This is a genomic window from Mesorhizobium huakuii (genome assembly GCF_014189455.1).
Taxonomy (GTDB): domain Bacteria; phylum Pseudomonadota; class Alphaproteobacteria; order Rhizobiales; family Rhizobiaceae; genus Mesorhizobium; species Mesorhizobium huakuii_A.
Genome location: NZ_CP050296.1, coordinates 1,474,222 through 1,497,053, shown reverse-complemented (window position 1 = coordinate 1,497,053; position 22,832 = coordinate 1,474,222). Strand labels below are relative to the sequence as shown.

The window sequence follows — 22,832 nt, the reverse complement described above, 5'->3', positions numbered from 1 at the left end:
ACTCCTAGGCGTTGGGCGACAACGCGCGAGCGCCGTTGCGCCTAAGCCGATGCCTTGATCTTGAGGCTGTCGAGGTAGGCGGACGGGTTGGCCGGATCGAAGACCTTGCCGTCGAAGAAGGTCTCGACGCCCCGCGACGAGGATGCCGGAATGTCGGTGGCCGCCACGCCGAGATCCTTGGCTGCCTCGCGCCACAGATCCTCGCGGTTGACCTGATCGACCAGCGCCTTGACGTCGGTGGTTGGTGCGAATTTGCCCCAGCGGATGTTCTCGGCGAGGAACCACGAATCATGGCTCTTGAACGGATAGGAGACGCCGCCCTTCCAGAACTTCATGTAGAGGTCGGTGCCCTTGGCGACGCGGCCATTGCCGTAGTTGATATCGCCCTTGAGGCGACCGATGATGTCAGCGACGGGCACGTTCATCCACTGCCGCTTGCCGATGATAGCGGCCATCTCGTCCTTGTTCTCCATGGCCTCGCACCACTGCTGGGCTTCCATGACGGCCATCAGGATCGCCTTGGTGGCGTTTGGGTTCTTCTCGATGAAGGCGGCACGCAGGCCGAGCGCCTTTTCCGGATGGCCCTTCCACAATTCGCCCGTGGTGGCGGCGGTGAAGCCGACGCCCTGATGGACGAGTTGCTCGTTCCACGGCTCGCCGACGCAGAACACGTCCATGTTGCCGACCTTCATGTTGGCCACCATCTGCGGCGGTGGCACGACGATGGTCGAGACGTCCTTGTCGGGATCGATGCCGCCGGCGGCCAGCCAGTAGCGTATCCACAGGTCATGTGTGCCGCCCGGGAAGGTCATGGCGGCCTTCACTTCCTTGCCGGCGGCCTTCTTGGCGGCGAAGGCTTCCTTCAGCTTGGAGGCGTCGAGGCCGACGCCGGTGGCGGCGTATTCCTGAGCGACGGAAATTCCCTGGCAGTCGTAGTTCAGCCGCGCCACGATCGCCATCGGCATCGGCTGGTTGTTCTGCGTCACCTTGCCTGTGTGCATGAGGTAGGGCAGCGGCGTCAGGATGTGGGCGCCGTCAATGCCGTTGGCCTCTCCGCCGAGCATCAGATTGTCGCGCGTGGCGCCCCAGGAGGCCTGCTTCAGCACCTCGACATCGGGCATGCCGTATTTGGCGAACAGGCCCTTCTCCTTGGCGATCATCAGGGGCGCCGCATCGGTCAGCGCGATGAAGCCGAGCTTGGCGCCGGTGACTTCCGGGGCGGCGGTCGCGGCATAGGCGCCAGAGGGGAGCAGCGCACGCGCGGCTGCCAGGGTTGCCGCGGTGGCAGCACTTGCCATCAGAAAATTGCGACGGGTCATGCCTTCAAGGGGGGCTTCAGTCTTGATGCGTTTCGTCATCGTCGTCTCCCGTTGGGCACTGCTCGGGATCAGCGCCGTCGATTGCGTGTTCGGTCAAAACAAAAAAGCCGCCGGCCAGGCCGCGCGCGTCCGTCCATCCGGGATCGCGTGTTGACCTGAGCGGCAGCTTTGCCTGTAGCGCCCGCCATTGGACGCCTGTTACGTGACCCGAGAAGAGTCTGCCCATTGCAACGCAGGAACCGTGCCAGTTTTGGAATGGATGATAAATATCAATAAAATCAATGATATGGTACGGTATCGGCGCACGGGCCCGCAGGGCGAGCAAGCCAAAGATTGTTCATCAACGCACGTGCACGCACAATTTTTGTGCAATGCACAAGAGTGGCGCGGAAATGATCAGGCTTCCGCGCGGGCCGATTTCTGGTGCGCTATGTAGGCGTCGATCTCGTCGGGATCGAAAATCTGGCCGTCGAAGAAACCGTCCGGGCCGAGCACCAGGCCGGCGCCGGTCGCGCCGACCGCTGTGGCGACCTTGAGCGCGCCTTCGACCTTCGCATTGGCGCCGGGGAGGGCGACACCAAGCGGCTTCAGCGCCGAGCGATAGAGGTCGGGCCGGTAGCAATCCCGGGCGATCGCAAGGTTTTCCGGCGTGTGCGCCACGTGCCCCCAACGCACCATCTGGGTGTAGAACCACAGCGCATGGCTCTTCCACGGAAAATTCGCCGCCTTGTCGAAGGGCAGGAAGAAATCGTCGATATCTCGCTCTGCCCCGCCGCCCAATTGGAGATGGCCGGTCAGGATCGGCATCTGCACGGCCGGCGGCAGGCCGAGGAAGCCGGGCTGCGCCATCACATTGGCCAGTTCGCCGTGGTTGACCGGATCCTGGCACCAGCGCGCCGAGTGATGCAGCGCGCGCAGCAGTGCCGCCAGAGCCTCGGGATTCTCGTTCGCCCAGACTTTGCGCACGCCGATGACCTTCTCCGGGCTGTTTCGCCATATCTGTGCCTTGACGGTGACGATATGCCCGGTGCCGGCGGCCACCGCAGCGCTGTTCCAGGGTTCGCCGACGCAGTAGCCGTCGATGCGCCCGGTGGCCAGCGCGTCGGCCATGAAGGGCGGCGGCACGATGACGATCTCGATTTCACGGTCTGGGTCGACGCCGCAGGCGGCGAGCCAGTAGCGCAGTTCGTAATTGTGCCCGGAATGCGGATGCACGACGGCAAAGCGCAGCGGCTCGCGGCCTGCCACCGCCCGTTCCCGGATGAATGCGCCAAGTGCCGCCCCGGCGCGCGCCGGATCGAGATCGGCTTCAGCGCCATGCGCCGCCATGCCGGCCCAGACAGCGTTGGAGATGGTGACGCAATTGCCGCCGAGCCCGAGCGAGAACGGCACGATGGTTTCCGAAGCGAGCGGCGTCAGCCCGAGATTGCAGGCGAGCGGCATGGGTCCCAGCATATGGGCGAGATCGAAGTGGCCGATGGCGATGCGGTCGCGGATGTTGGCCCAGGACGTCTCGCGGTGCAGCGTCAGGTCAATGCCCTCGCGCGCGGCGAAGCCAAGCTCGCTTGCGGCGACCAGTACGGCGCTGTCGAAAAGCGGCATGAAGCCGGCGGTGATCTGGTGCCTCATGCTCATTCGTCCTCCGCCGGCCCCAGCAAGCCGGCCGCGGTCACCAGGCTCTGGGCGATATCGCTGATCTTGCGGTTCTGGTTCATCGCCGTCTTGCGCAGCAGCGTATAGGCGGCCTCTTCGGAGAGGCCGCGCGACTTCATCAATATGCCCTTTGCGCGGTCGATCACCTTGCGGCTCTCGAGTTCGCTGCGCGCCTCTTCCAGTTCGCGCGCCATGCGCGAGAAGGCATTGAAGCGGCTAACGGCCATGTCGAGGATCGGCTTGACGCGCTCTTGCCGAAGACCATCGACGACATAGGCCGAGACGCCGGCATCGACCGCCGCCTCGATCGAGGCCTGGTCCGAACGGTCGACGAACATGGCGATCGGGCGCTTCACGGCACGCGACAACTGGAACATGTTTTCGAGCATGTCGCGGTTGGGGTTTTCGAGATCGATGACGATGACGTCGGGTTCGATCTCGGCGATCCGCCGGGCAATGCCGGTCACGTCATGGATGACGGTGACCCGCTGATGGCCGGCCTCGCGCAAGCCGGCCTCGATGATCGAGGCACGGATGCGATTTTCATCGATCACCAGGACGGCTAGGGAGGATCGGACCATGCCTGCATTGTGGGCAAGGTCACGAAATTGTGCAATGCGGCATAGCCACGTCCTTTTGAAGGGCGTGGCTATGCCGCATCATCGCTTACCGCTGTGGATTGCTTCCTGCTCGGAAGCAGATCACGTCGTCTTGCTGCAAAGGCAGGGTGCGGGTCAGCCGCAGACGCGAACCTGCTCGATGACCCTGTGATGGTGGCGCCAGTGCTTGATCAGTTCGATATGACAGCGGTGATGCCGGTGGTGGCGGCGATACTGGCCATCGTTGTTGTCATCATATTGCACGTTCTGGTCGTCGCCATACTGGTTGTCGTAATTCTGCCGGTGATGGCGGCGAACGATAATCTGGCCGTTGTCGGATTCGTCGTCCGGTGAATACCGGTTGCCGTCGTCCGACTGGATAATCACGCTTGCGGCTTGCGTCGGCGCAATGACTGCGGCTGTGGCGGCCAATGCCACCATGGAAGCCAGAAATAACTTCTTCATGTTTCGTTCTCCTGCGGTTCAATGCGTATCAACTCGCAGAAAGAATTAGCGTTCCAAAATGAATCCCGAGCTTTTCGAAGCCCTGCATGACAAGCCGGGCCTATAGGCGAACAAACGCCGTGAGCGGCAGATGGTCGGAGGCAACGCGCGAAAGTGGCGTATCATGCGCTTCCACCGCTGCGATCATTCCGTGCCGATTGGTCATGATCCGGTCGAGCGCCAAAAGCGGCAGGTTCGAGGGGAAGGTGGGGACCGCCGGTGGCTGCGGCCCGAAAGTCGCATGCAGCGTGTTGAGCGCGGAGCGGTTGCCGAGCCGCCATTCGTTAAGGTCGCCGAGCAGCAAGGTCGGCTTTTCATCGGCGCTGCTCATGATGTCCAGCACGACGCGGGCCTGCTGCGAGCGCGAGTGGCGCAGCAGGCCGAGATGGGCTGCGATGATGCGCAAGGTCCGGTCTCCGTCGAGGTCGATCTCCGCCACCACCGCACCGCGCGGCTCCAGGCCCGGAAGCCTGATCTGATGCACGTCGCGGACGACGCCCTTCTTGAACAGCAGGACATTGCCGTGCCAGCCATGGCCCTTGCCGGTGGCTGAAATCGGCACCGGCACAAGGCCGGTTTCCCGCTCGAGGCGCGGCAGATCGAGAAGCCCATCACGGTCGCCGAAACGGTTATCCGCTTCCTGCAGGGCGATGACATCGGGGTCGATTTCGCGGATGACGCGGCTGGTGCGGTCGGGATCGAACTTGCGATCGACGCCGATGCATTTGTGGACGTTGTAGGAAGCGACCAGCGTGCCTGTGGTGGCGGTCGCCTTGTGCGCAGCCGCGTTTGCCTTGCGCATCCGCCTGTCGCGGATGGACAAAAGCATGGTTGCCGGGAGGCTGCGTCCGTTCATTCGCACCGTGTGCCTGCCATGCGTGCTGCTTCCACCATGCACCTCAAATAGAGTCTCTGCGCGTATGTTCCATGGCCGACACCAAACTATCCGTCAAACACGTCGTTTTGTTAAAGCCAGGGGTTTTTAGAGATACGGCGATCCCAGCCACAGGATGCGGTCGAACAGCCGGATGATGAAGGGGCGGGCCCGCAAGGAGTCCAGCGTGACGGGAATGGCCGTTTCGATCGCCGATCCAATCCGGGCTTCGATCTCGCGGGCAAAGCCTGCGTCGAGGACCTCCAGATCGATCTCGAAGTTCAACCGCAGCGACCGGGCGTCGAGGTTGGACGAGCCGACATAGGCCCATACGCCGTCGATCGAAAGCAGCTTGGAATGGTCGAATGGGCCCTCCGTTCGCCAAATGCGGCAATAATTCTTCAGGATCTGGTCGAACTGCGCGGTCATGGCGCGGTCGACAAGGAAGAGATTGTTGACCGCGGGCACCACGACATCGATCTCGACGCCGCGTCGGGCGGCGGTGATCAAGGCGCTGATCAGTTCCCGGTCCGGCAGGAAATAGGGCGACATCAGGCGGATCGACTTGCGCGCGACCGAGAAGGCGCCGATCAGCAGCTTGTGGTTGGTCTCATTGCTGGCATCCGGCCCGGACGCGACCGCCCGCACCAGCATCGGCTGGCCGGGTGCCGGCGATAGCGGGGCAATATGCCAGGCATCGCCCTTCAGCGCTTCGTTGGCGGCGAAACGCCAGTCTTCGGCAGCAACCGAGAACAGGTCGGCGACGACAGGTCCGGTGACCTTGAAATGCGTGTCCCTGGCGCTGCTGGAGCCTGCGAACTCGGCGGAAAAACCCTTGCGGATGTTCATGCCGCCGGTGAAGGCGACCGTGCCGTCGACCACCAGGATCTTCCGATGGGTCCTGAGGTTGGCGTAGGGCAGGCGCAGGCCCATGACGATGTTGCCGTTGAAGACATCGGCGGGGATGTTGGCGCGGCGCAGATGGCCGAGGATGCTGGGGACGGAGTAACGGGCGCCGACGGCGTCGATCAGCACGCGAACGGTGACGCCGCGCGCGACGGCGCCGGCCAGCGATTCGACGAAAAGCAGGCCGACGGCGTCATTGTCGAAAATATAGGTCTCGAGCAGGACGCTGCGTTCGGCACCATCGATCGCCGCGCCCATGGCGGCATAGGCCTCGTCGCCGGTTTCCAGCACATCGATGGCATTTCCCGAGTTGAGCGCGCGCCGCGCCACCCTGTCGCCCAGCGTGCGCAGACCGGTGAAGCGTTGACCGTAGCGCTCGACGATGAGGGCCTCCTCGGCGGCGGTGTCACGCTCATCCTTGGCGGATACTGCGTCGCCGGCAAGCGGGCGCTGCGCGGTAATCGTGGCGCGGCGAATGCGGTTGATGCCGGCCACGGCATAGATCAGCACGCCGAGGATCGGTGACAGCACCATCACGCCGACCCAGCCGGTGGCGGCGCGCACATCTTCCTTGGTCATGACGGCGTGGGCGATGCCGACGGTCGCCATCACCACCGAAATGATCGCCAGGATTTGGGTCCAGTGAGTCGCAATAGTCTCGAACATTGCCGGGACTATCGAGCGAGCGATTGCAGAAGGCAATGCAGGCGGTCATGCTTGGCATTCGGCGGATGGCAGTCGCGACCTGGCCAACGCTTCGGCTGAGGAAATCTATTCCCAGGCAGGGTTTTGATCGATGAAGTTCCGCGGAAATCCCCCTGGGAAAGCCAACTTGACCCGAGGGAAAGCATAGAGACGGCATCGTCCTGTGCTGCTTTGGTGATCCAAGGCATCCTGTACTTTTGTAGCACATCTATTGTATATCAGAGGGAACGAAATTAACACTATAACACTTTGATCAGAGGCGAGGGGGAGCGCCGAATGACGAGATTCAACTTCGAGGGACCTCCCGTGGGTGACGGCGACATGTCGGCCCAGTGCCAGGGCCAATTGCTGCCTCTTGTCGATGAGATCGTCCAGGCGGCGGTCGCGGCCGGCTGGAATCAGGACGATGTCCTTCTGGCTTTTGTGGAACTCACCTGGGACCTGTACGAGAAACGTCGCGGTGAGCTTTAGCAGCCGGCCGTAACCTGTCGGCTCGGCGCCCCGTCTTGCCTTGCCGCCGATTTCGGTGGCAAAGAACCAAGCAGTGGATTCGCGGAAGCCGCACCAAGGCTGATGAGCGATCGGTCATTTTTCTGTCTTTTCGCGAAAAAAGTTTTTCTTTGCGCGGGGGAGTTCTTCCCTAGCCGAGGTGCGTGCGTTACGCTGTTTTCGGGTCGGGCAAAGGGGGATCTGAGCGGCAGGAAGACGGCTGAGGCAATGCAATGAAAAATGCGGACGGGGCTCGGGAGAGCGGCGTTTCCCGAGGCGTCGATCGGACAGCCCGATACGTCCTGGACATCATTCCGGAAAGTGCTGGTCCCAGAAGAGCCACTGCGCGCGGCAGCGTCATCCATTCCATCCGCAGTCCCGGATCGCAGAAATTCCTGGCCATGGAACATTCCGCGGGCATTGTGCTGAGGCCAGGACGCAAATTCAGAGCCTCGCTCGGCAGCGACCGGATCACCGAATACGACGCGCCGGTGGGATGCCTGATCATCAATCCCGCGGGCGTCGACAGCACCTTCGCCTGGTCGGAGACCAGGGAAAACGCCGTCGTCTCCATATCGCCGGAAGCGCTGTCGGAACTGGCCGCGCACGAGTCCGATCGCGCCGACGTGGAGCTCGAGCCGCCTGCGTTCGGCACGGTCGACCTGAGGGCTCTCAATATAGCCCAGATGATCACCGCCGAGCTGACCGGAGCGTTGCCACCGAATGAGCTCTATCTGGATTCGCTGCTCACCGTATTCGGCGTGCATCTGCTGCGCACATACACGAGCCGCAGCAGGCAGGCCGTGTCTCCCAAAGGCGGGCTCTCCGCCGTGGGCGCTCGGCGCGTGCGCGAATATCTCGACGAGAATTTCGCGCGAAAAGTCATGGTCGCCGAGCTTGCCTCGGTCGCGGGGGTTTCGCCCAATCATTTCATAGCAAGGTTCGCCAGGACGTTCGGCATGCCGCCGCATCGCTACCTGATCAACCTGCGTCTCGACCTCGCGGAAAAGCTGCTGGCCGGCGGCGAGCTCGCAGTCGCCGAAGTCGCTTACCTCGCGGGGTTTTCGGATCAGAGCCATTTGGCGGCGACGATGAAGAAGTACAGGGGAAGGACGCCGACCAAGGCCGGCTATGCTTCCCCCAGGAATTGAAAGCGCGACTATGGCAAACTGGCAACACCTACCGACCGGTGATCCAATACCGGAATTTTCTACAAAGCTTGCGGAGTTTTCCAAAATACGTCCGCCGCAACGTGCCTCAAGGCTTTGCGGGAGTCATTCGGAATGCCACGGAGCCCGCCCATTGTTCGCCATCTGGCCGGGTTGATCAAATGAAGTGGACTGGCAATGCGGGTGCAGTTCGATCAATCACGAATTGTTTTTCGGGGGAACGGGGAGGGCAGCCTGGGGTTGAATTCCATCTGGGAAATATCAGGAGGCCGAGAAATGCGGCGTGATGATGGTTCCCCGGGCTGGGTTTCCGGAACCAATTCCGCGCGCCAGCCGGCGCTCAACGTGTCCGCGCGCCAGCCGGCGCTCAACGTGTCCGCGCGCCAGCCGGCGCTCAACGTGAAAGGCGGGCTTTCCCTCCGCAATACACGTCGCGTACAGGAATTCCTGAGTGAGAATTTTACACGCAAGCTGGCACTTGCCGAGATGGCGGAGGTTTGCGGGCTTTCACCCTATCATTTCATGCGGGCTTTCTCCAGGACGTTCGGGATGCCACCGCACCAGTATGTCCTCGATCTGCGGCTGGACCTAGCCGAAAGCCTGCTTGCCGACAGCCACATGACGATCGCCGATATCGCCCACCTGGCCGGCTTTTCAAGCCAGAGCCATTTTACCACGGTGATGAAGAAATACCGGCAGGTAACTCCATTGCAGGCGCGGGCGGGAAAGCTTAACTCGAAGGTTAGATGAGGCGCCGGTTCCGGCCTTATCTGATTACTTGGCGTTAAAGCGTTGGCTAAGGTAACGAGCCGTTAACCTCCGTTGGTTTGCTCCGGGTTTTTCTCACACGGCAGCAATTTCGTGGAATACTACCACCAGGAATCATGTCTTCCTGCTGCTGACTGGAATTGTCTGACGATTCCATGCCGGCCAGCGGAGAGGGCACCATGACCGACAATCGCATTTCGGGCGGCTTGTTTGTTCAGCGTCGCGCGGCGCATTTCGCCGGACACTGGATCGCCGGGGGCGATCTTGACTCCCGCTCGGTTCGCCGTCGCCTGATGGCGATCCTGCGCATGGCTCACCGCGTGCTCGGTATGCGCCGCAAGGGACAGGGGCTCGGCATGCTCGGCACCGGCAGGGTTCTGGCCGCCGCGCTGGGTGCGATCGCATTGGGCGGCATCGCCACGCCGGCATCAGCACAGGTTTTCGGCGGCGGCGGCACGGCAAACGGAGTGCGCGGTATCGCGTTTGGATCCGGAGCCGTGCAAAACGGAGCCGATTCAATAGCCGAGGGCACCAATGCCAGCGCGGGCGCCCAGAATGCCGTCGCCATCGGCTTCCAGTCGATCGCCTCGCAGATCAACAGTATCTATCTTGGCTCGCGGACTGTTGCGGGAACGGGTGCCACTGCCGCGAGCGCCATCGGCATCGGCACGGATGTCACGGCATCGCAAGCCGACGCCATCGGGATAGGACGTGCATCCGTTGCGTCGGCACAATACTCGGTGGCTCTCGGCCTGCAAGCGAAGGCCACAGGCGCCGGCGGCGCGATGGCGCTGGGACAAGGCACGATCTCAAGCGGCGTCAATTCAGTAGCGCTCGGCGTCCAAGCCAGTGCCACAGGAGCCGGCGCCAACGCCTTGGGCACTTTCTCCGTTGCTTCGGGAGGGAACTCCACCGCCCTTGGCACCAGCTCCACGGCCAGCGGCAATTATGCCACGGCCGCAGGCTGGGGAGCCGTCGCCAGCGGCGCCGATTCCGCTGCCGTAGGACGTGAGGCCGTCGCGTCGGCGCTTGACTCAACGGCGATGGGGTACATATCCAAGGCCTCGGGCCAATACAGCACCGCCGTCGGCGCCAACGCCAATGCCTCAGCGACGTCCAGCACCTCGATCGGCCAGAACACGGCTGCGTCGGGCGTTCAAGCGACCGCTCTCGGCTTCAACGCCAATGCCAGCTTCCTGAATGCGACCGCGCTAGGCGCCAACTCCACCGCCAGCGCCACGAGCGCCATCGCCGTCGGCAACAATGCCAAGGCCGATTCCGCCGAAGCGGTCGCCATGGGCACCAATGCGGTGGCGACCGGCGGCAAAGCCGTCTCCATAGGTTCCGGCAACACGGCCTATGGCAACGGTGCCGTCTCCATCGGTGATCCGAGCTATGCCAGCGGCACCGGTGCTTTCACCGGCGGCGCCAACAACATCGCCAACAGCGACGGCACGGCAACCGCGACCGCCGCCAACCAGGCCAACGGCGCGGTCGCCATCGGCAACAACAACAAGGCCATCGGCCAAGGCTCCGTGGCGCTGGGCAACGGCTCCACCGCGGGTGCTTCGGGTCTCGCCGGCAATGTCGCGTTCGGCAATGGCGCCACCGCGGCGGCAAGCTCCGGCGACGTGGCGCTGGGTTCGGGCTCGGCGACCGTCGCAGCGGTAGGCACTCCCAATGCGGTGATCAACGGCACGACCTATGCTTTCCAGGGCACCAATCCGACCTCGACGGTCAGCATCGGCGCGCCCGGCGCGGAACGCACGCTCACCAACCTGGCGGCGGGGCGGATCAGTGGCTCCTCGACGGATGCGATCAACGGCTCGCAGCTCTTCGCCACCAACCAGGCGGTCAACGCCATCGGCACCACGCTCAACAACATCAATGTCGGCGGCGGCATTAAGTATTTCCATGCCAACTCGACGCTGGCGGACTCGTCGGCGACGGGTACGGACTCCGTCGCGATCGGACCCGTCGCGACCGCGACGGGGACGAGCGCCATCGCCGCCGGCAACAATGCGAGCGCCTCCGACGCCAACGCCTCGGCCATCGGCACTAGCTCTGTCGCATCGGCCCTCGACGCAACGGCGATGGGTTTTATATCCAAGGCCTCGGGCCAATTCAGCACCGCCGTCGGCGCCAACGCCAATGCTACAGCCACGTCCAGCACGGCGATCGGCCAGAACTCACTCGCATCCGCCCTTCAAGCGACCGCTCTCGGCAAACAAGCGACTGCCAGCGCCGCGAATGCGCTCGCTCTGGGCGCCAACTCCACTGCCGGCAACGCCGGCGACGTGGCACTTGGCTCGGGCTCGGTGACCGCCGTGGCGGTCGGCACGCCCAATGCGGTGATCAACGGCACAACCTATGCCTTCCAGGGCACCACGCCGACCTCGACAGTCAGCATCGGCGCGCCCGGCGCGGAACGCACGCTTACCAATCTGGCGGCGGGGCGGATCAGCCTGACGTCGACCGACGCGGTCAACGGCTCGCAGCTCTTCGCCACCAACCAGGCGGTCAACGCCATCGGCACGACGCTCAACACCATCAACACCGGCGGCGGCATCAAGTATTTCCATGCCAATTCGACGCTGGCGGACTCGTCTGCGACGGGTACGGACTCGGTCGCGATCGGACCCACCTCGATCGCGTCGGGGACGAGCGCCATCGCGGCCGGCAACAATGCGACTGCCTCCGATGTCAACGCCTCGGCCATCGGCACTGGCGCCGTCGCATCGGCCCTCGACGCAACGGCGATGGGCTTTATATCCAAGGCCTCGGGCCAATACAGCACCGCCGTGGGCGCCAACGCCAATGCTACAGCCACGTCCAGCACCGCGATCGGCCAGAACGCACTCGCAAGCGCCTTTCAAGCGACCGCTCTTGGCCTAGGAGCGAATGCCGGCGCCCAGAATGCAATCGCGCTGGGCGCCCTCGCCAATGCCGGCAACGCCGGCGACGTGGCGCTGGGCTCGGGCTCGGTGACCGCCGTGGCGGTCGGCACGCCCAATGCGGTGATCAACGGCACAACCTATGCCTTCCAGGGCACCACGCCGACCTCGACGGTCAGCGTCGGCGCGGTCGGTGCGGAACGCACCATCACCAACGTCGCCGCGGGGCGGATCAGCGGGTCCTCGACGGATGCGATCAACGGTTCGCAGCTCTTCGCCACCAACCAGGCGGTCAACGCCATCGGCACCACGCTCAACACCATCAACACCGGCGGCGGCATCAAGTATTTCCATGCCAATTCGACGCTGGCGGACTCGTCTGCGACGGGTACGGACTCGGTCGCGATCGGACCCACCTCGACCGCGTCGGGGACGAGCGCCATCGCGGCCGGTAACAATGCGACTGCCTCCGGCGTCAACGCCTCGGCCATCGGCACTGGCGCCGTCGCATCGGCCCTCGACGCAACGGCGATGGGCTTTATATCCAAGGCCTCGGGCCAATACAGCACCGCCGTGGGCGCCAACGCCAATGCTACAGCCACGTCCAGCACCGCGATCGGCCAGAACGCACTCGCAACCGGCTTCCAAGCGACCGCTCTTGGCCTAGGAGCGAATGCCGGCGCCCAGAATGCAATCGCGCTGGGCGCCCTCGCCAATGCCGGCAATGCCGGCGACGTGGCGCTTGGCTCGGGCTCGGTGACCGCCGTGGCGGTCGGCACGCCCAATGCGGTGATCAACGGCACAACCTATGCCTTCCAGGGCACCAATCCGACCTCGACGGTCAGCGTCGGCGCGGTCGGTGCGGAACGCACCATCACCAACGTCGCCGCGGGGCGGATCAGCGGGTCCTCGACGGATGCGATCAACGGCTCGCAGCTCTTCGCCACCAACCAGGCGGTCGATGCCATCGGCACCACGCTCAACAACATCAATGTTGGCGGCGGCATCAAGTATTTCCACGCCAATTCGGCGCTGCCGGATTCCCAGGCCCTTGGAACGAATTCCGTCGCGGTCGGACCCAACGCCGTGGCCAACAATGCCGGCGACGTGGCGATCGGCCTGAATTCCGCATCCGGCACCACCACGGCGGTGGGCGGCGCGACAATCGGCGGCGTGAACTACACCTTCGCCGGCACCACGCCGGCCGGCGCTTTCTCGGTCGGCTCGCTGGGCGCTGAGCGTCAGATCCAGAACGTCGCGGCCGGACAGTTGAGCGGAAGCTCGACCGACGCGGTCAACGGCTCGCAGCTCTTCGCCACCAACCAGCAGGTCACGCAGAACACGACCGATATTGCCAACATCGGCAGTGGCGTCACCAATCTCGGCAACACCATCAGCAACATCGCCGGCGACACGTCGACCGCCTATACCGACGCCAATGGCATCGGTATCCGCTACGCCCGCACCAACGAGACGGGACTGGCGCAAACCGATTCCTTCGCGCAAGGGCTCGGCTCTACCGCCGTCGGCTACCAGGCGACCGCGACCGGGGTCAGCGGGCTCGCACTCGGTCGTGGCACACAGGCCAGCATCGATGGCAGCGTCGCCCTTGGTTCCGACTCGGTTTCCGATCGCGCCTTGGCGCCGGCCACCGGCCAGGTCGCTGCCGGTCCATCCAACTTCATCCAGTACAACACCACCGACAAGACACTACTCGGCGCCGTGTCGGTCGGCACCAGCACATCCTACCGGCAGATCACCAATGTCGCCGACGGCACGCAGGATCAGGATGCGGTGACGGTGCGCCAGCTCGCAGGCGCCATCGCCTCGGTCTCGTCGACGTCGACCAAATATTTCCATGCCAATTCGACGGCCGGCGACTCGCTGGCGGTCGGGGCGGAATCGGTCGCGGTCGGCCCGACAACGGTCGTCAACGGCGACAATGGCATCGGCATCGGCAATGGCGCCATTGTCGACCAGATCGCGCCTGGCGGCACGGCCATCGGCCAGAATGCGCATGTGATGCTGGCCGACGGGCTGGCGCTCGGCACCAATTCGACCGCGGCCGGCGTCCAGTCGGTGGCGCTCGGCGCGGGCGCCAACAGCACCTTCGCCAACAGCGTGGCGCTTGGTGCGCAATCCATCACCACGGTCGGCGCGCAGGCGAACTACACGGCCTATGCGCTGGCAAGCCCACAAACGTCGGCCGGCGAGGTGTCGATCGGCTCTGCCGGGGCCGAACGCAAGCTCACCAATGTCGCGGCGGGCTCGGCCAATACCGACGCCGTCAACGTCTCGCAGCTCAAGGGCGTGTCGCAAAACGTCGCCAACCTGTTCGGCGGCGGCACCACGGTCAATCCCGACGGGTCGATCACCGGACCGACCTACACCATCCAGGGCAACAATTATTCGACCGTCTCTGACGGCTTCACGGCCGTCAACAATGCACTCACCAACATAACCAATGGCGGCGGCATCAAGTATTTCCACGCCAATTCGACGCTGGCCGACTCCACCGCCAGCGGCACCGACAGCGTCGCGATCGGACCGGCGAGCGTGGCGAGCGGCACCAACAGCCTTGCCGCCGGCAATGGTTCGACAGCCACGGGGCAAGGTGCGGTGGCGCTTGGCCAGGGCGCCAAGGCCAACAACGCCAATGATGTGGCGCTGGGTTCAGGCTCGGTGACGCAGACGGCCGTCGGCACGTCCAGCACCGTCATCAACGGCAAGACCTATACCTTCGCCGGCACCGCTCCGATCGGCACCGTCAGCGTCGGCAGTGCCGGCGCCGAGCGGACGATCACCAATGTCGCCGCCGGACAGATCAACGCCAACAGCACCGATGCGATAAATGGCTCGCAACTCTATGCCACCAACACGGCTGTCGAGGATTTGAAATCCGGTCTCGGATCGCTCACCCAGAATGCCGTCGTCTATGACACCAATCCGGACGGCAGCAAGAAGAACAGCATCACGCTGCAGGGTGGCGACGTCAACGCGCCGGTGGTCATCTCCAATGTCGGCCCCGGTGTTGCTGGTACCGATGCGGTCAACGTCAACCAGCTGAACCAGGGCCTGACCAACACTATCAGCACGTCCAACAGCTACACCGACAAGGTGGCCGCCACGACGTTGCAGCAGGCCAACAACTATACCGACCAGAAGCTCAGCCAGCTCAATTCGGACATCGGCGGCATCCGCGACGAAGCCCGCCAGGCGGCGGCGATCGGGCTCGCCGCAGCCTCGCTACGCTATGACGACCGGCCCGGAAAGCTGAGCGTTGCGGCGGGTGGCGGCTTCTGGCGGGACGCGGGCGCGTTGGCCTTTGGCGCCGGCTACACCAGCGAAGACGGCCGCATCCGCGGCAATGTCTCGGGCACGGCCGCTGGTGGACATGTCGGTGTCGGCGCCGGCATCAGCTTCACCTTGAACTGAGGCAGGAATGAAAGGACTTGCCGTACTGACTTGCCTGGCGCTCTGCGGCGGCCTCGCACCGGCCGCCGGGCAGGTTGCGTCGCCCTACAGGATCAAGCCTTCGGATGTGGTGCTGCCGCCTGACGTGAAGCTCGGCGACTACCAGCGCACCATCCGTCCGTTCGAGAATTGGACGCTGATCTGCGACGAGAACCTCAAGGCCCGCAAGAAGGTCTGCAATGTCTCGCAAGTGATCGAGGATGCGTCCGGCAAGATGGCCTTCAGCTGGTCGCTGGCCGCCACACAGGACGGCAAGCCCTACATGATCCTGCGCACCGCGCCGAATGCCAGGAGCGACGGCCTGGTGTCGCTGAAGTTCGATGGACGAAACCAGGCGATCGACGTCCACCTGAACGGCTGCAACGAGATGGTCTGCGTCGGCATGCTGTCGGTCGGCCCCCTCATGCGCCAGAAGATCTCACAGAATGCGACGCCGGCAATCTCCTATTCGACCGTCGACGGCCAGACAGTCACCGTGACCGCAACACTCAAAGGGCTGTCAGCAGCCCTTTCGCCACTCAAATAACCGGGGCAGTACCATGAGCCAGCAGGACCAGTTCATGTCCGCAAAACGTAGCGGCCCGACCGTCGAGGCGGATCGGCAGAGGCTCGTCGAACCCAGGCGGCGGCGATGGCCGCGCGTTGTCGGATTTTCATTGTTGGGGCTCGTGGTGGCGGGCCTCGGCTTCGCCGCCGGCAACTATGCCGCGATCGCCAATCTGGTCGGCAGCGCGACGGCCGCGCAGCCTGAGGCAGCCAACCCGGCGCTTCCGGACACGCCTTTCCTCGAGCATGTCAAGCAGGCCGGGGTGCAGGCCTGTTCGACCATCTATCCGGTGCTCGGACAGATTTTGACGACCGGCACGAAATACAGCGTCAAATCCTTGTGGAACGACCAGGCCGCCGACAAGCATGCCGTCCAGGCCTTCGTCGGCATGGACTACGCGACGGAACGCTATAGCGGGCCGGCAGCCGGCGTCGTTTTCGCATCGCCCACCGCTTCGGGTTGCGAGGGGACGATGGTGCGGGTGGCGCCATTCGCCAGCCCATGTGCCGACATCCCGTCCATCCTTCCGCAGGGTAGCAAGATCACCGACCATCTTGGGCAGGTCGAAGTGTACGAGCTCGGCGGCAACGCCGGTGAAGCCCTTCTCCTGCCGACCGGCAAAAGCTGCGTGGTGATCTCCGTCGCTTCGGCGGCGAAGTAAGGCGAGTGGGATCAAGGAAAGGGGTGCCGACCATGGGATTGCGGGCTTTGGCAGTTTTGGGCTTGACCTTGTTGTGGAGCGGACAAGTCGTCTCGGCCGACCTGGTGGCACCGTCGGAGCCGCAGCAGCAGGAAAAAGGCATCTGGGCGGCCATCGCCTATTCGCAGGCCGATAGCAAATACGGCTTCTTCTGGGGCGCGGACAAGCGGCAGGAGGCGAAGGACATCGCGCAGAAATATTGCGAGAACGCCGGCGGAAAGGCCTGCAACGTCGTCACCGTCTTCCGCAACCATCGCCATTGGAACGATGACGACGAGACCGGCTTCCCCCTACAAGCACTGCGGCGCGCTCGCCGTGGCCGACAAGGTCGAGAACCGTTTCACGCCCTGGGGTGTGAACTCGGCCGAGACTCGCCGGGAAGCCGAAGACCTCGCTTTGCAGGCCTGCCAGGCGTCGGGTAGCAAATGCAAGATCCGTGAATGGGTCTGCACATGAAGCGTGGCCTCAAGGCCGCCTGCGCATGGGGGGCAATCGCATTTTCATGGATGTCGCCCGCATCGGCACAGCAACAGGTGGCGGCTGTTCCAGATGGCCCGTCATCGCTGCGCGAAGTCTACCAGGACTGGAGCGTGGCTTGCTCTGTCCAGGAGAATGCGAGGGTTTGCTCGCTTTCGCAGGACCAGGTCCAGAAGAACGGCCAAAGGCTCCTCGCCGTGGAGATACAGAGACGCCCGGACGGGTCGACGATGGCTACCTTGCTTCTGCCCTTCGGCATCTTGCTTGATTCCGGCGTGACGCTCCAGATCGACGATCAGCCGCCCTTGTCTCCGCAGCGCTTCAGGACCTGCCTGCCAACGGGTTGCATCGCGGTGTTCTCCATTGACCGTTCGGTGCTTGGAAAGCTGAGGGGAGGCGAGGTGCTGAAGCTCAATGTCACGACAGACGCGGAGACGCCGCTGACATTCCCGGTGTCGCTGCACGGCCTGACAGCGGCGCTCGACCGCATGGTGGCGTTGAGCGCACGGTGAAGGGAAGGGCGGCTGCCTTCGAAGCCAGCCGCCGCTGGTCCCATGGAACGTTGGCGTGCCGAAGTCGTTTAGTCCCGGTGCCATTGCCAGCGGATCGTGATGATGAAGAAGACCTACGTCAAACCTACGCTTGTGAAACGCGGAAAACTGACCGAGCGCACGGCACAGATAGTGGCATCCGGGGTCATATTGGGCGAGTAACCGCACTCCGCCGGCCGGCTATTTTTCCCGCATCGCCCGGCGGAAGTTCTGCAAGATCGGCTCAGCGAGGTAGGGGACAGTACGGTGCGGGCACCTGTCCGGATCATCGCCTCGCTTGGCATGCTGGGCAAGAGCTTGCGGCCCGTCAGGGCCACAACAGGTAGAAATAAATCCAAGCAGACTTCAGGCTCTCCCGTTGTCGACGCGGCCGGATGCGCAATCATTCAGTGTCGCGATGATCGAGCAATTCAAGCATGGTGGACAGCATGCTTCCGACTTCTTCCGAGATTTCCTCGGGGCGAATTCCCGCCTTGATGGCGTCCGCCGTCACCTGGTCGGCGAGTTTCGCCGCAAGGGCCGGATCGTGGTTCGAAAAGGGTGGAACATTATCCTCCACCCATTTCTGCAGAAATTCGATGCCCCGAGCGCTCATGACGGACTAATGCGCGCTGGAGCGATTTCGTTCCGCCGGGGTATGTTCAAGAAAACGTCAGACCCTTGTGATCAGGGCCTGACGTTCCCCAAGGCTCACATTACGAGGAACGAAGACGCCGTCAACGCCAGGTGCGGAGCAAGAGTGGCAAACTGGATCTGGTGTGCGCCGCCTGCGCCATCGGCGTCGTAAGAGAGAGCGCCGGTCGAACTGTTGTAGATGATGTGGTCGCTGCTGTCATGCGCACCCCTGCCGACGTGGAATTCCGAGGTGGAAAGGGTGCTGCCTTGAAGGCCGGCAAACACAGTGTGGTCGAGCAGGATCTTGTCCTGGGCCACATTGAAGTCGGTGATCTTGTCGACATTGCTGGTATTGAGGGCGGATTTGAAGACAAAGACATCCGCGCCCCCATTTCCCGTGAGAACGTCTTTCCCGCCACCGCCGTTGATGTAGTTGTTGCCGGCATTGCCATCTACGGTTTGGGAGAACTCGTTTCCTTTGAGATTGATGGGGGAGGTGTCGGACTTGTTCGTGGTGGCGAGATGTTCGATCTCCGACCCGGCCGACAATACATAACTCACCGACGCCAGCACGGTATCGTTGCCGCCGCCCGGCAGTTCCACCACCTTGTCGGCGGCGTTGTTGACATAATAGGTGTCGTTGTAGCCACCACCGATCAACGTGTCGACGCCGGTGGTGCCGTGAAGCACATCCGCGCCGCCCGTGCCATAGAAAGTGTGATCGCTGGTCGAAGGCGCAGTGCTGACCGGGGGCACGGTGCTGACCGGGGGCACGGTGCTGGTCGGCGGCACAATGCTGCCAGTCGTATCGCCGGTCGAAGGCGTGCTGGTCGTGCTCTGGTTGTGCTGAAGGAAGAGGGCCTGCAGCGCCGACGAGTTGCCAAGCGCGGTGTCGCCCTGTTGAGAACCCCAAGCATAGGCATAGTCGAAGGCGGGCGATGGCGCCACCTTGGCCCAGTGGTCCAACATGGTCTGTTCCTGGGCGACGGTGGGAAGGACATATTGGCCGCCCGTATCGGTTGTGAAACTGCCGCCCCCAAACGTCTGGTAAACCGGAACGATCTGGCTGACCGGGATGCCCGAGGCGACAGCCGCGGCCACGCTCCTGTCGATCATGTTGTAGTCGACCGTGCTTGTGCCGGTACGCACCGGGTAGGGATCCACGCCGTAATAGTCGATATGCGTGTTGGCAGGATTAAAAGTGTTTGAAAAATCGGGATTTGCGGAAGACCCCATGTTCATCATGGTGATGAAGGTCTTGGCGCCGGGCAGGTTGGTGTGGATCCAGTCGGATTCCGCCTTCAGATCCGCGGCGGTGGCATAGGTTCCCCATTGGCCGGTCGGGTCCGGCTCATCGACGAGGAAGAAGCCAAACACCTTCGGATTGTCGATGAAGGGCGTGACTTTCTGGATGAAAGACGACGTTGCGCCATTGGCTTCATTGAGCCAGACCAGACCTTTCGTGCCGGCTGGCAAGGCGTTGAGTTCGTCCACGGATGAAACGTCGACGAGATTGAATCCGGCGGTTGCGACCTCGGAGGCCGACCCACCCGAGGCGTAGTGGAGGGTTGTCATGCAAATATCCTTCGTCCGATTCGGTAGGTGCCCCACACCTGCCTACGGGAAAGGATACATTAGAGACAAATCACATACCGGCGCCTGTTGATAGAATCTTTGATCATCGTGAAGAAAACGCTACCGGCTCGGCCGGCCAGCTTGCCTCCGAGGCTTATAGACTATCCAATGATTTCTGGCATTCCACGCAGGACTGTGGAGCGCGAATGGCGACCGTCTATTTGCTATGCGCCACTCATCAGAAGGGCCCTTTCTATCAACGGACGGTTGTGGCTGAGATGGGGTTCAACGAGCATGTCCAGGTGCCCGCCGACGATCGGGACTATGTTCAAGCCGGTAACGAAAGGGCTCCAGCCAAGGTCTGTCGGAACGCCTGTGCGCCTGCACCGAAACAAGGTGGCGGTAATCGGCAATGCGGGCTTCGGTTGCGCGAGCCATTGGCCAAATGCCCGCATCCGCAGGATTTCTTCGAGCTCGAGGCGCAAAATGAATCGCGTTCTGGCGAGGGCCCGCCATTTCAGCCAGTCGATGCTCCTCGCGAGCACAGCCTCGGCACCAAATTGGGCAAACAATTTTGCCAGAGCCCGCAAAGTCATGCGATCCACCGTCACTCTATGCGCGTGGATGCGCTGAATGGTCCGTGCAAGAGTTTCACGGTAATTGTGCTGCCCGGGCCCGATATTGGTGTCGAGAATTCCTAGGAACGTCACCGCCCGACCGGCGGCAACAAGTTTTGCGGCAACCTCGAACGCGACGCCGCCGCCAAGCGAGTAGCCGATCAGCTTCACATTGCCATCAGGCTGGACCTGGTTGATCTGGTCGACAACCGCATCCACCATTTGCGGTATCGTGCCATGTCCCCTCAGCAGATCGTTCAGATCACCGTAGCGCACGGCAACAACCTTGGCGACATTGCCCATCTCGGCACCGAAGGCCGCCAGGCTTGGGCCATAGCCGATCGATCCGGGCACGATGAACAAAACGGGCCTCGGGTCGGAGGCCTCGACAAGCGCGCTGGTCGTGTCTTGCCCCGGAGAGGCTGCCCTGACGACATCGGTAAAGCTCATCCCGACAGTGAATGCGTCCAGGTTAAGTTCCCGCCCCAGAGCCGTCTCAAGCTCCATGACGAATTGCAGCAGCTTCAATGAATCGCCACCGGCATCGTCCCAGCGGCTGCCAGTTGCCCTTTTACCCGGGAGTATCCTCTCCCATACGGCCGCAGCGGTGCCTTCGATATCAAGCGGGTCCGCCGCCTGCCGGGCGATGGGCGTGTTCTGGGCGTCTTGCGCGTTCAGTGCGCGATCCAGTTCCCGCAGCTTGACACTGTCGACCTTGCCGCCCTTGAGCTGCGGTATCTCGGCAATGCTATGCAGTCGCGTTGGATGGACCGCCGGCGGCAGAGCCGTCCTGATCATCTCGCGCACTTCAGCAATGAACTCGCTTCCGCCTGGTTTTGCGGGGACGACAAAAGCCACCAGTTCGTTCGCATCCGTCACCACCGCAACGGCATCATTCACCTGAGGCGCCCGGCGCAGGACGAGTTCCAGCTCGGCCGGTTCGACCCGTCTTCCGTTTATTTTGATCTGGCGTCCCTTTCGCCCGACGATCCACATCATTCCGGTATCGTCGACCTTGACCAGATCGCCCGTTGCGAAGGTTCGAAGCCGGGGATTGCCGGAGTTCGCCTGAAGAGGGACGTTTTCCCCATCCGTCCAATAGCCGAGCGTGGTGTAGTTGCCTCTGATCAGCAACTCTCCTTCATCACCCGGGGCGACCTCGCATGCGTTCTCATCCACGACGGTGTATTCGATGCCGGGTAGGACGAAGCCAACCGGGACCGTTGCGCCTCGTTCCGGGTAGTCCCTCGGCAGGAACCATTGCGTGCCAATCGTTTCCGTGGACGAATAGCTGATCTGGACAAGGCAGGACTCGGGAACGTTGTCGCGGAGCCGATCGATGTCGGACCACAGGATCTTTTCTCCGCCGACCCGCACGATCCGCAGGGAAGAGAATGCATTGGGCGCGGCACCATTCATCAACACACGCAGCAGCGCCGGCACGAGATAGACGACCGTTACCCGCCATTTCTCGAAATTTTCACGGACGGCGCGAATGCCGGCGCTTTCGATGTCGGAGAGGTACAGTGTGGCGCCGCACAGCATCGGGGTCATCATCTCGCGGCACCCAGCGATCGTCGCCGGCCCGGTCAGCGGCATGAACACGTCGTCGAGACCGAAGTGGCAGGCATCCACATATTGCTGAACGCGTTGGAGGATCGCCCGCTGGCTGTTCACGACGCCCTTCGGCGCCCCGGTGCTGCCTGACGTGTAGAGAACGATTGCCGGGGCATCGACCGACACTTCGGACGGCAACGCCGGCAAGCTGCCATCCTGCGTCGCGGCCATGCAACTTGCCGCATCGATCCATTCAAGTGAGGAGGCATCCGGCCAGCCGGCCGGCTTGCCCGGCCCTGGCCTGACGATCGCGGCCAGCCGTGCGCTGGTGGCAATTGCAGCGAGGCGCTGAAACGGATCCCGGGGGTTCAACGGCACGGCGGGCCTGCCAGCCCGCATGGCGGCGAGCATAGCCACCGGATACCAGAGGGTATTTCCGATTAGAAGCCCGACCGCCTTGCCCGGTGGGGCCGAGCCAGCAATCGCAACCGCCAGGTTTTGGACTGCGCTAAGCAGTTCCGAAAAGCTGAGGGACGTAGAGCCGTCACTGATCGCGATCTTGTCCGGGTATTTTTCGACGATCCGCTCCAGGTGAAAGAACGCCGATTTTTCGGAGAAGTCGTCGCCCATCCGTGGGAAGAGGCGGCTGGTCGGTCCGTCCATGTCAAGAGGACGGGTGGATGCCGGTTTCCATGTGAAGTCGTCCGGAAGGCCGTTGTTGCGAGCTATCGCAATAACCCGGTCTGTTGTCAGTCCGCCAATGGACGGCAAGGCGCGTGGAAACCAGCCTTCTGAACGCGGGCGTCCCGACGTTTCCAACACGACCCCCTGTTTTGCTG

At 63.1% G+C, this 22,832-nt stretch carries 17 protein-coding genes and 2 pseudogenes; 8 read left to right on the top strand and 11 right to left on the bottom strand.

From position 1 onward, the window contains the following. Positions 1-41: 41 nt before the first annotated feature. The 7 genes from HB778_RS07425 to HB778_RS07395 form a co-directional block, all read right to left on the bottom strand. Positions 42-1,358 (bottom strand): CmpA/NrtA family ABC transporter substrate-binding protein, encoded by a 1,317-nt coding sequence (locus HB778_RS07425; RefSeq protein WP_095199290.1) that lies wholly within the window; start codon positions 1,356-1,358, stop codon positions 42-44. Beyond that, on the bottom strand, positions 1,336-1,644 hold the full coding sequence (locus HB778_RS07420; protein ID WP_143748257.1) for a hypothetical protein: 309 nt from the start codon (positions 1,642-1,644) through the stop codon (positions 1,336-1,338). The genes HB778_RS07425 and HB778_RS07420 overlap by 23 nt, the downstream gene beginning before the upstream one ends. Before the next feature lie 71 nt (positions 1,645-1,715). Further along, positions 1,716-2,954, bottom strand: coding sequence for a CmpA/NrtA family ABC transporter substrate-binding protein (locus HB778_RS07415; protein WP_183462687.1), 1,239 nt, complete (start codon positions 2,952-2,954; stop codon positions 1,716-1,718). Then, the gene (locus tag HB778_RS07410; protein ID WP_027045429.1) at positions 2,951-3,553 is read right to left on the bottom strand and encodes an ANTAR domain-containing response regulator; all 603 of its coding nucleotides are present in this window, start codon (positions 3,551-3,553) and stop codon (positions 2,951-2,953) included. The genes HB778_RS07415 and HB778_RS07410 overlap by 4 nt, the downstream gene beginning before the upstream one ends. Before the next feature lie 153 nt (positions 3,554-3,706). Further along, positions 3,707-4,036: a hypothetical protein gene (locus tag HB778_RS07405; protein WP_183462685.1), complete on the bottom strand. Its 330-nt coding sequence runs from the start codon at positions 4,034-4,036 to the stop codon at positions 3,707-3,709. A 100-nt stretch (positions 4,037-4,136) separates the two neighbouring features. Further along, entirely contained in the window at positions 4,137-4,937 is an 801-nt protein-coding gene (locus tag HB778_RS07400) for an endonuclease/exonuclease/phosphatase family protein (RefSeq protein WP_183462683.1), read from the bottom strand. A gap of 120 nt (positions 4,938-5,057) precedes the next feature. Next, a complete protein-coding gene (locus HB778_RS07395; protein ID WP_183462681.1) occupies positions 5,058-6,521 on the bottom strand; it encodes a phospholipase D-like domain-containing protein in 1,464 nt (487 codons plus the stop codon). A 315-nt stretch (positions 6,522-6,836) separates the two neighbouring features. On the opposite strand from HB778_RS07395, the gene HB778_RS07390 reads away from it, so the two are divergent. The 8 genes and pseudogenes from HB778_RS07390 (at position 6,837) to HB778_RS07355 (ending at position 17,590) form a co-directional block, all read left to right on the top strand. Then, complete coding sequence (locus HB778_RS07390; RefSeq protein ID WP_183462679.1) at positions 6,837-7,031, top strand: hypothetical protein; 195 nt, start codon at positions 6,837-6,839, stop codon at positions 7,029-7,031. 419 nt (positions 7,032-7,450) lie between these two features. Next, the gene (locus tag HB778_RS07385; protein WP_244661860.1) at positions 7,451-8,200 is read left to right on the top strand and encodes a helix-turn-helix domain-containing protein; all 750 of its coding nucleotides are present in this window, start codon (positions 7,451-7,453) and stop codon (positions 8,198-8,200) included. Between the two features lie 294 nt (positions 8,201-8,494). Next, positions 8,495-8,968: a helix-turn-helix transcriptional regulator gene (locus tag HB778_RS07380; protein ID WP_244661859.1), complete on the top strand. Its 474-nt coding sequence runs from the start codon at positions 8,495-8,497 to the stop codon at positions 8,966-8,968. A 197-nt stretch (positions 8,969-9,165) separates the two neighbouring features. Beyond that, a complete protein-coding gene (locus tag HB778_RS07375) occupies positions 9,166-15,315 on the top strand; it encodes a YadA-like family protein (protein ID WP_183462673.1) in 6,150 nt (2,049 codons plus the stop codon). A gap of 7 nt (positions 15,316-15,322) precedes the next feature. Further along, a complete protein-coding gene (locus HB778_RS07370) occupies positions 15,323-15,880 on the top strand; it encodes an invasion associated locus B family protein (protein WP_183462671.1) in 558 nt (185 codons plus the stop codon). Positions 15,881-15,893: 13 nt separating this feature from the next. Continuing rightward, on the top strand, positions 15,894-16,562 hold the full coding sequence (locus HB778_RS07365) for a hypothetical protein (protein WP_183462669.1): 669 nt from the start codon (positions 15,894-15,896) through the stop codon (positions 16,560-16,562). A gap of 32 nt (positions 16,563-16,594) precedes the next feature. Then, positions 16,595-17,057: pseudogene (locus HB778_RS07360) on the top strand (DUF4189 domain-containing protein). Continuing rightward, on the top strand, positions 17,042-17,590 hold the full coding sequence (locus tag HB778_RS07355) for an invasion associated locus B family protein (protein WP_183462667.1): 549 nt from the start codon (positions 17,042-17,044) through the stop codon (positions 17,588-17,590). Before HB778_RS07360 ends, HB778_RS07355 begins: the two are co-directional and overlap by 16 nt. Positions 17,591-17,809: 219 nt before the next feature. Here the strand turns inward: HB778_RS07355 and HB778_RS43060 are convergent. From HB778_RS43060 to HB778_RS07340, 4 genes and pseudogenes are all read right to left on the bottom strand, one after another. Next, positions 17,810-17,940: pseudogene (locus tag HB778_RS43060) on the bottom strand (HlyD family type I secretion periplasmic adaptor subunit); the annotation flags it as partial. A gap of 71 nt (positions 17,941-18,011) precedes the next feature. Then, positions 18,012-18,224, bottom strand: a complete 213-nt coding sequence (locus HB778_RS07350; RefSeq protein WP_183462665.1) for a DUF768 domain-containing protein — start codon at positions 18,222-18,224, stop codon at positions 18,012-18,014. A gap of 95 nt (positions 18,225-18,319) precedes the next feature. Then, positions 18,320-19,819: a calcium-binding protein gene (locus HB778_RS07345; RefSeq protein WP_183462663.1), complete on the bottom strand. Its 1,500-nt coding sequence runs from the start codon at positions 19,817-19,819 to the stop codon at positions 18,320-18,322. 224 nt (positions 19,820-20,043) lie between these two features. After that, the gene (locus tag HB778_RS07340; RefSeq protein WP_183462661.1) at positions 20,044-22,815 is read right to left on the bottom strand and encodes an AMP-binding protein; all 2,772 of its coding nucleotides are present in this window, start codon (positions 22,813-22,815) and stop codon (positions 20,044-20,046) included. Positions 22,816-22,832 lie beyond the last annotated feature (17 nt).

Coding starts and splice junctions, on each gene's coding strand:
- HB778_RS07425 (WP_095199290.1), bottom strand. CDS start 1,358: ATGACGAAACGCATCAAGACTGAAGCCCCCCTTGAAGGCATGACCCGT.
- HB778_RS07415 (WP_183462687.1), bottom strand. CDS start 2,954: ATGAGCATGAGGCACCAGATCACCGCCGGCTTCATGCCGCTTTTCGAC.
- HB778_RS07410 (WP_027045429.1), bottom strand. CDS start 3,553: ATGGTCCGATCCTCCCTAGCCGTCCTGGTGATCGATGAAAATCGCATC.
- HB778_RS07405 (WP_183462685.1), bottom strand. CDS start 4,036: ATGAAGAAGTTATTTCTGGCTTCCATGGTGGCATTGGCCGCCACAGCC.
- HB778_RS07395 (WP_183462681.1), bottom strand. CDS start 6,521: ATGTTCGAGACTATTGCGACTCACTGGACCCAAATCCTGGCGATCATT.
- HB778_RS07390 (WP_183462679.1), top strand. CDS start 6,837: ATGACGAGATTCAACTTCGAGGGACCTCCCGTGGGTGACGGCGACATG.
- HB778_RS07385 (WP_244661860.1), top strand. CDS start 7,451: ATGGAACATTCCGCGGGCATTGTGCTGAGGCCAGGACGCAAATTCAGA.
- HB778_RS07380 (WP_244661859.1), top strand. CDS start 8,495: ATGCGGCGTGATGATGGTTCCCCGGGCTGGGTTTCCGGAACCAATTCC.
- HB778_RS07375 (WP_183462673.1), top strand. CDS start 9,166: ATGACCGACAATCGCATTTCGGGCGGCTTGTTTGTTCAGCGTCGCGCG.
- HB778_RS07370 (WP_183462671.1), top strand. CDS start 15,323: ATGAAAGGACTTGCCGTACTGACTTGCCTGGCGCTCTGCGGCGGCCTC.
- HB778_RS07365 (WP_183462669.1), top strand. CDS start 15,894: ATGAGCCAGCAGGACCAGTTCATGTCCGCAAAACGTAGCGGCCCGACC.
- HB778_RS07355 (WP_183462667.1), top strand. CDS start 17,042: ATGGGTCTGCACATGAAGCGTGGCCTCAAGGCCGCCTGCGCATGGGGG.
- HB778_RS07350 (WP_183462665.1), bottom strand. CDS start 18,224: ATGAGCGCTCGGGGCATCGAATTTCTGCAGAAATGGGTGGAGGATAAT.
- HB778_RS07345 (WP_183462663.1), bottom strand. CDS start 19,819: ATGACAACCCTCCACTACGCCTCGGGTGGGTCGGCCTCCGAGGTCGCA.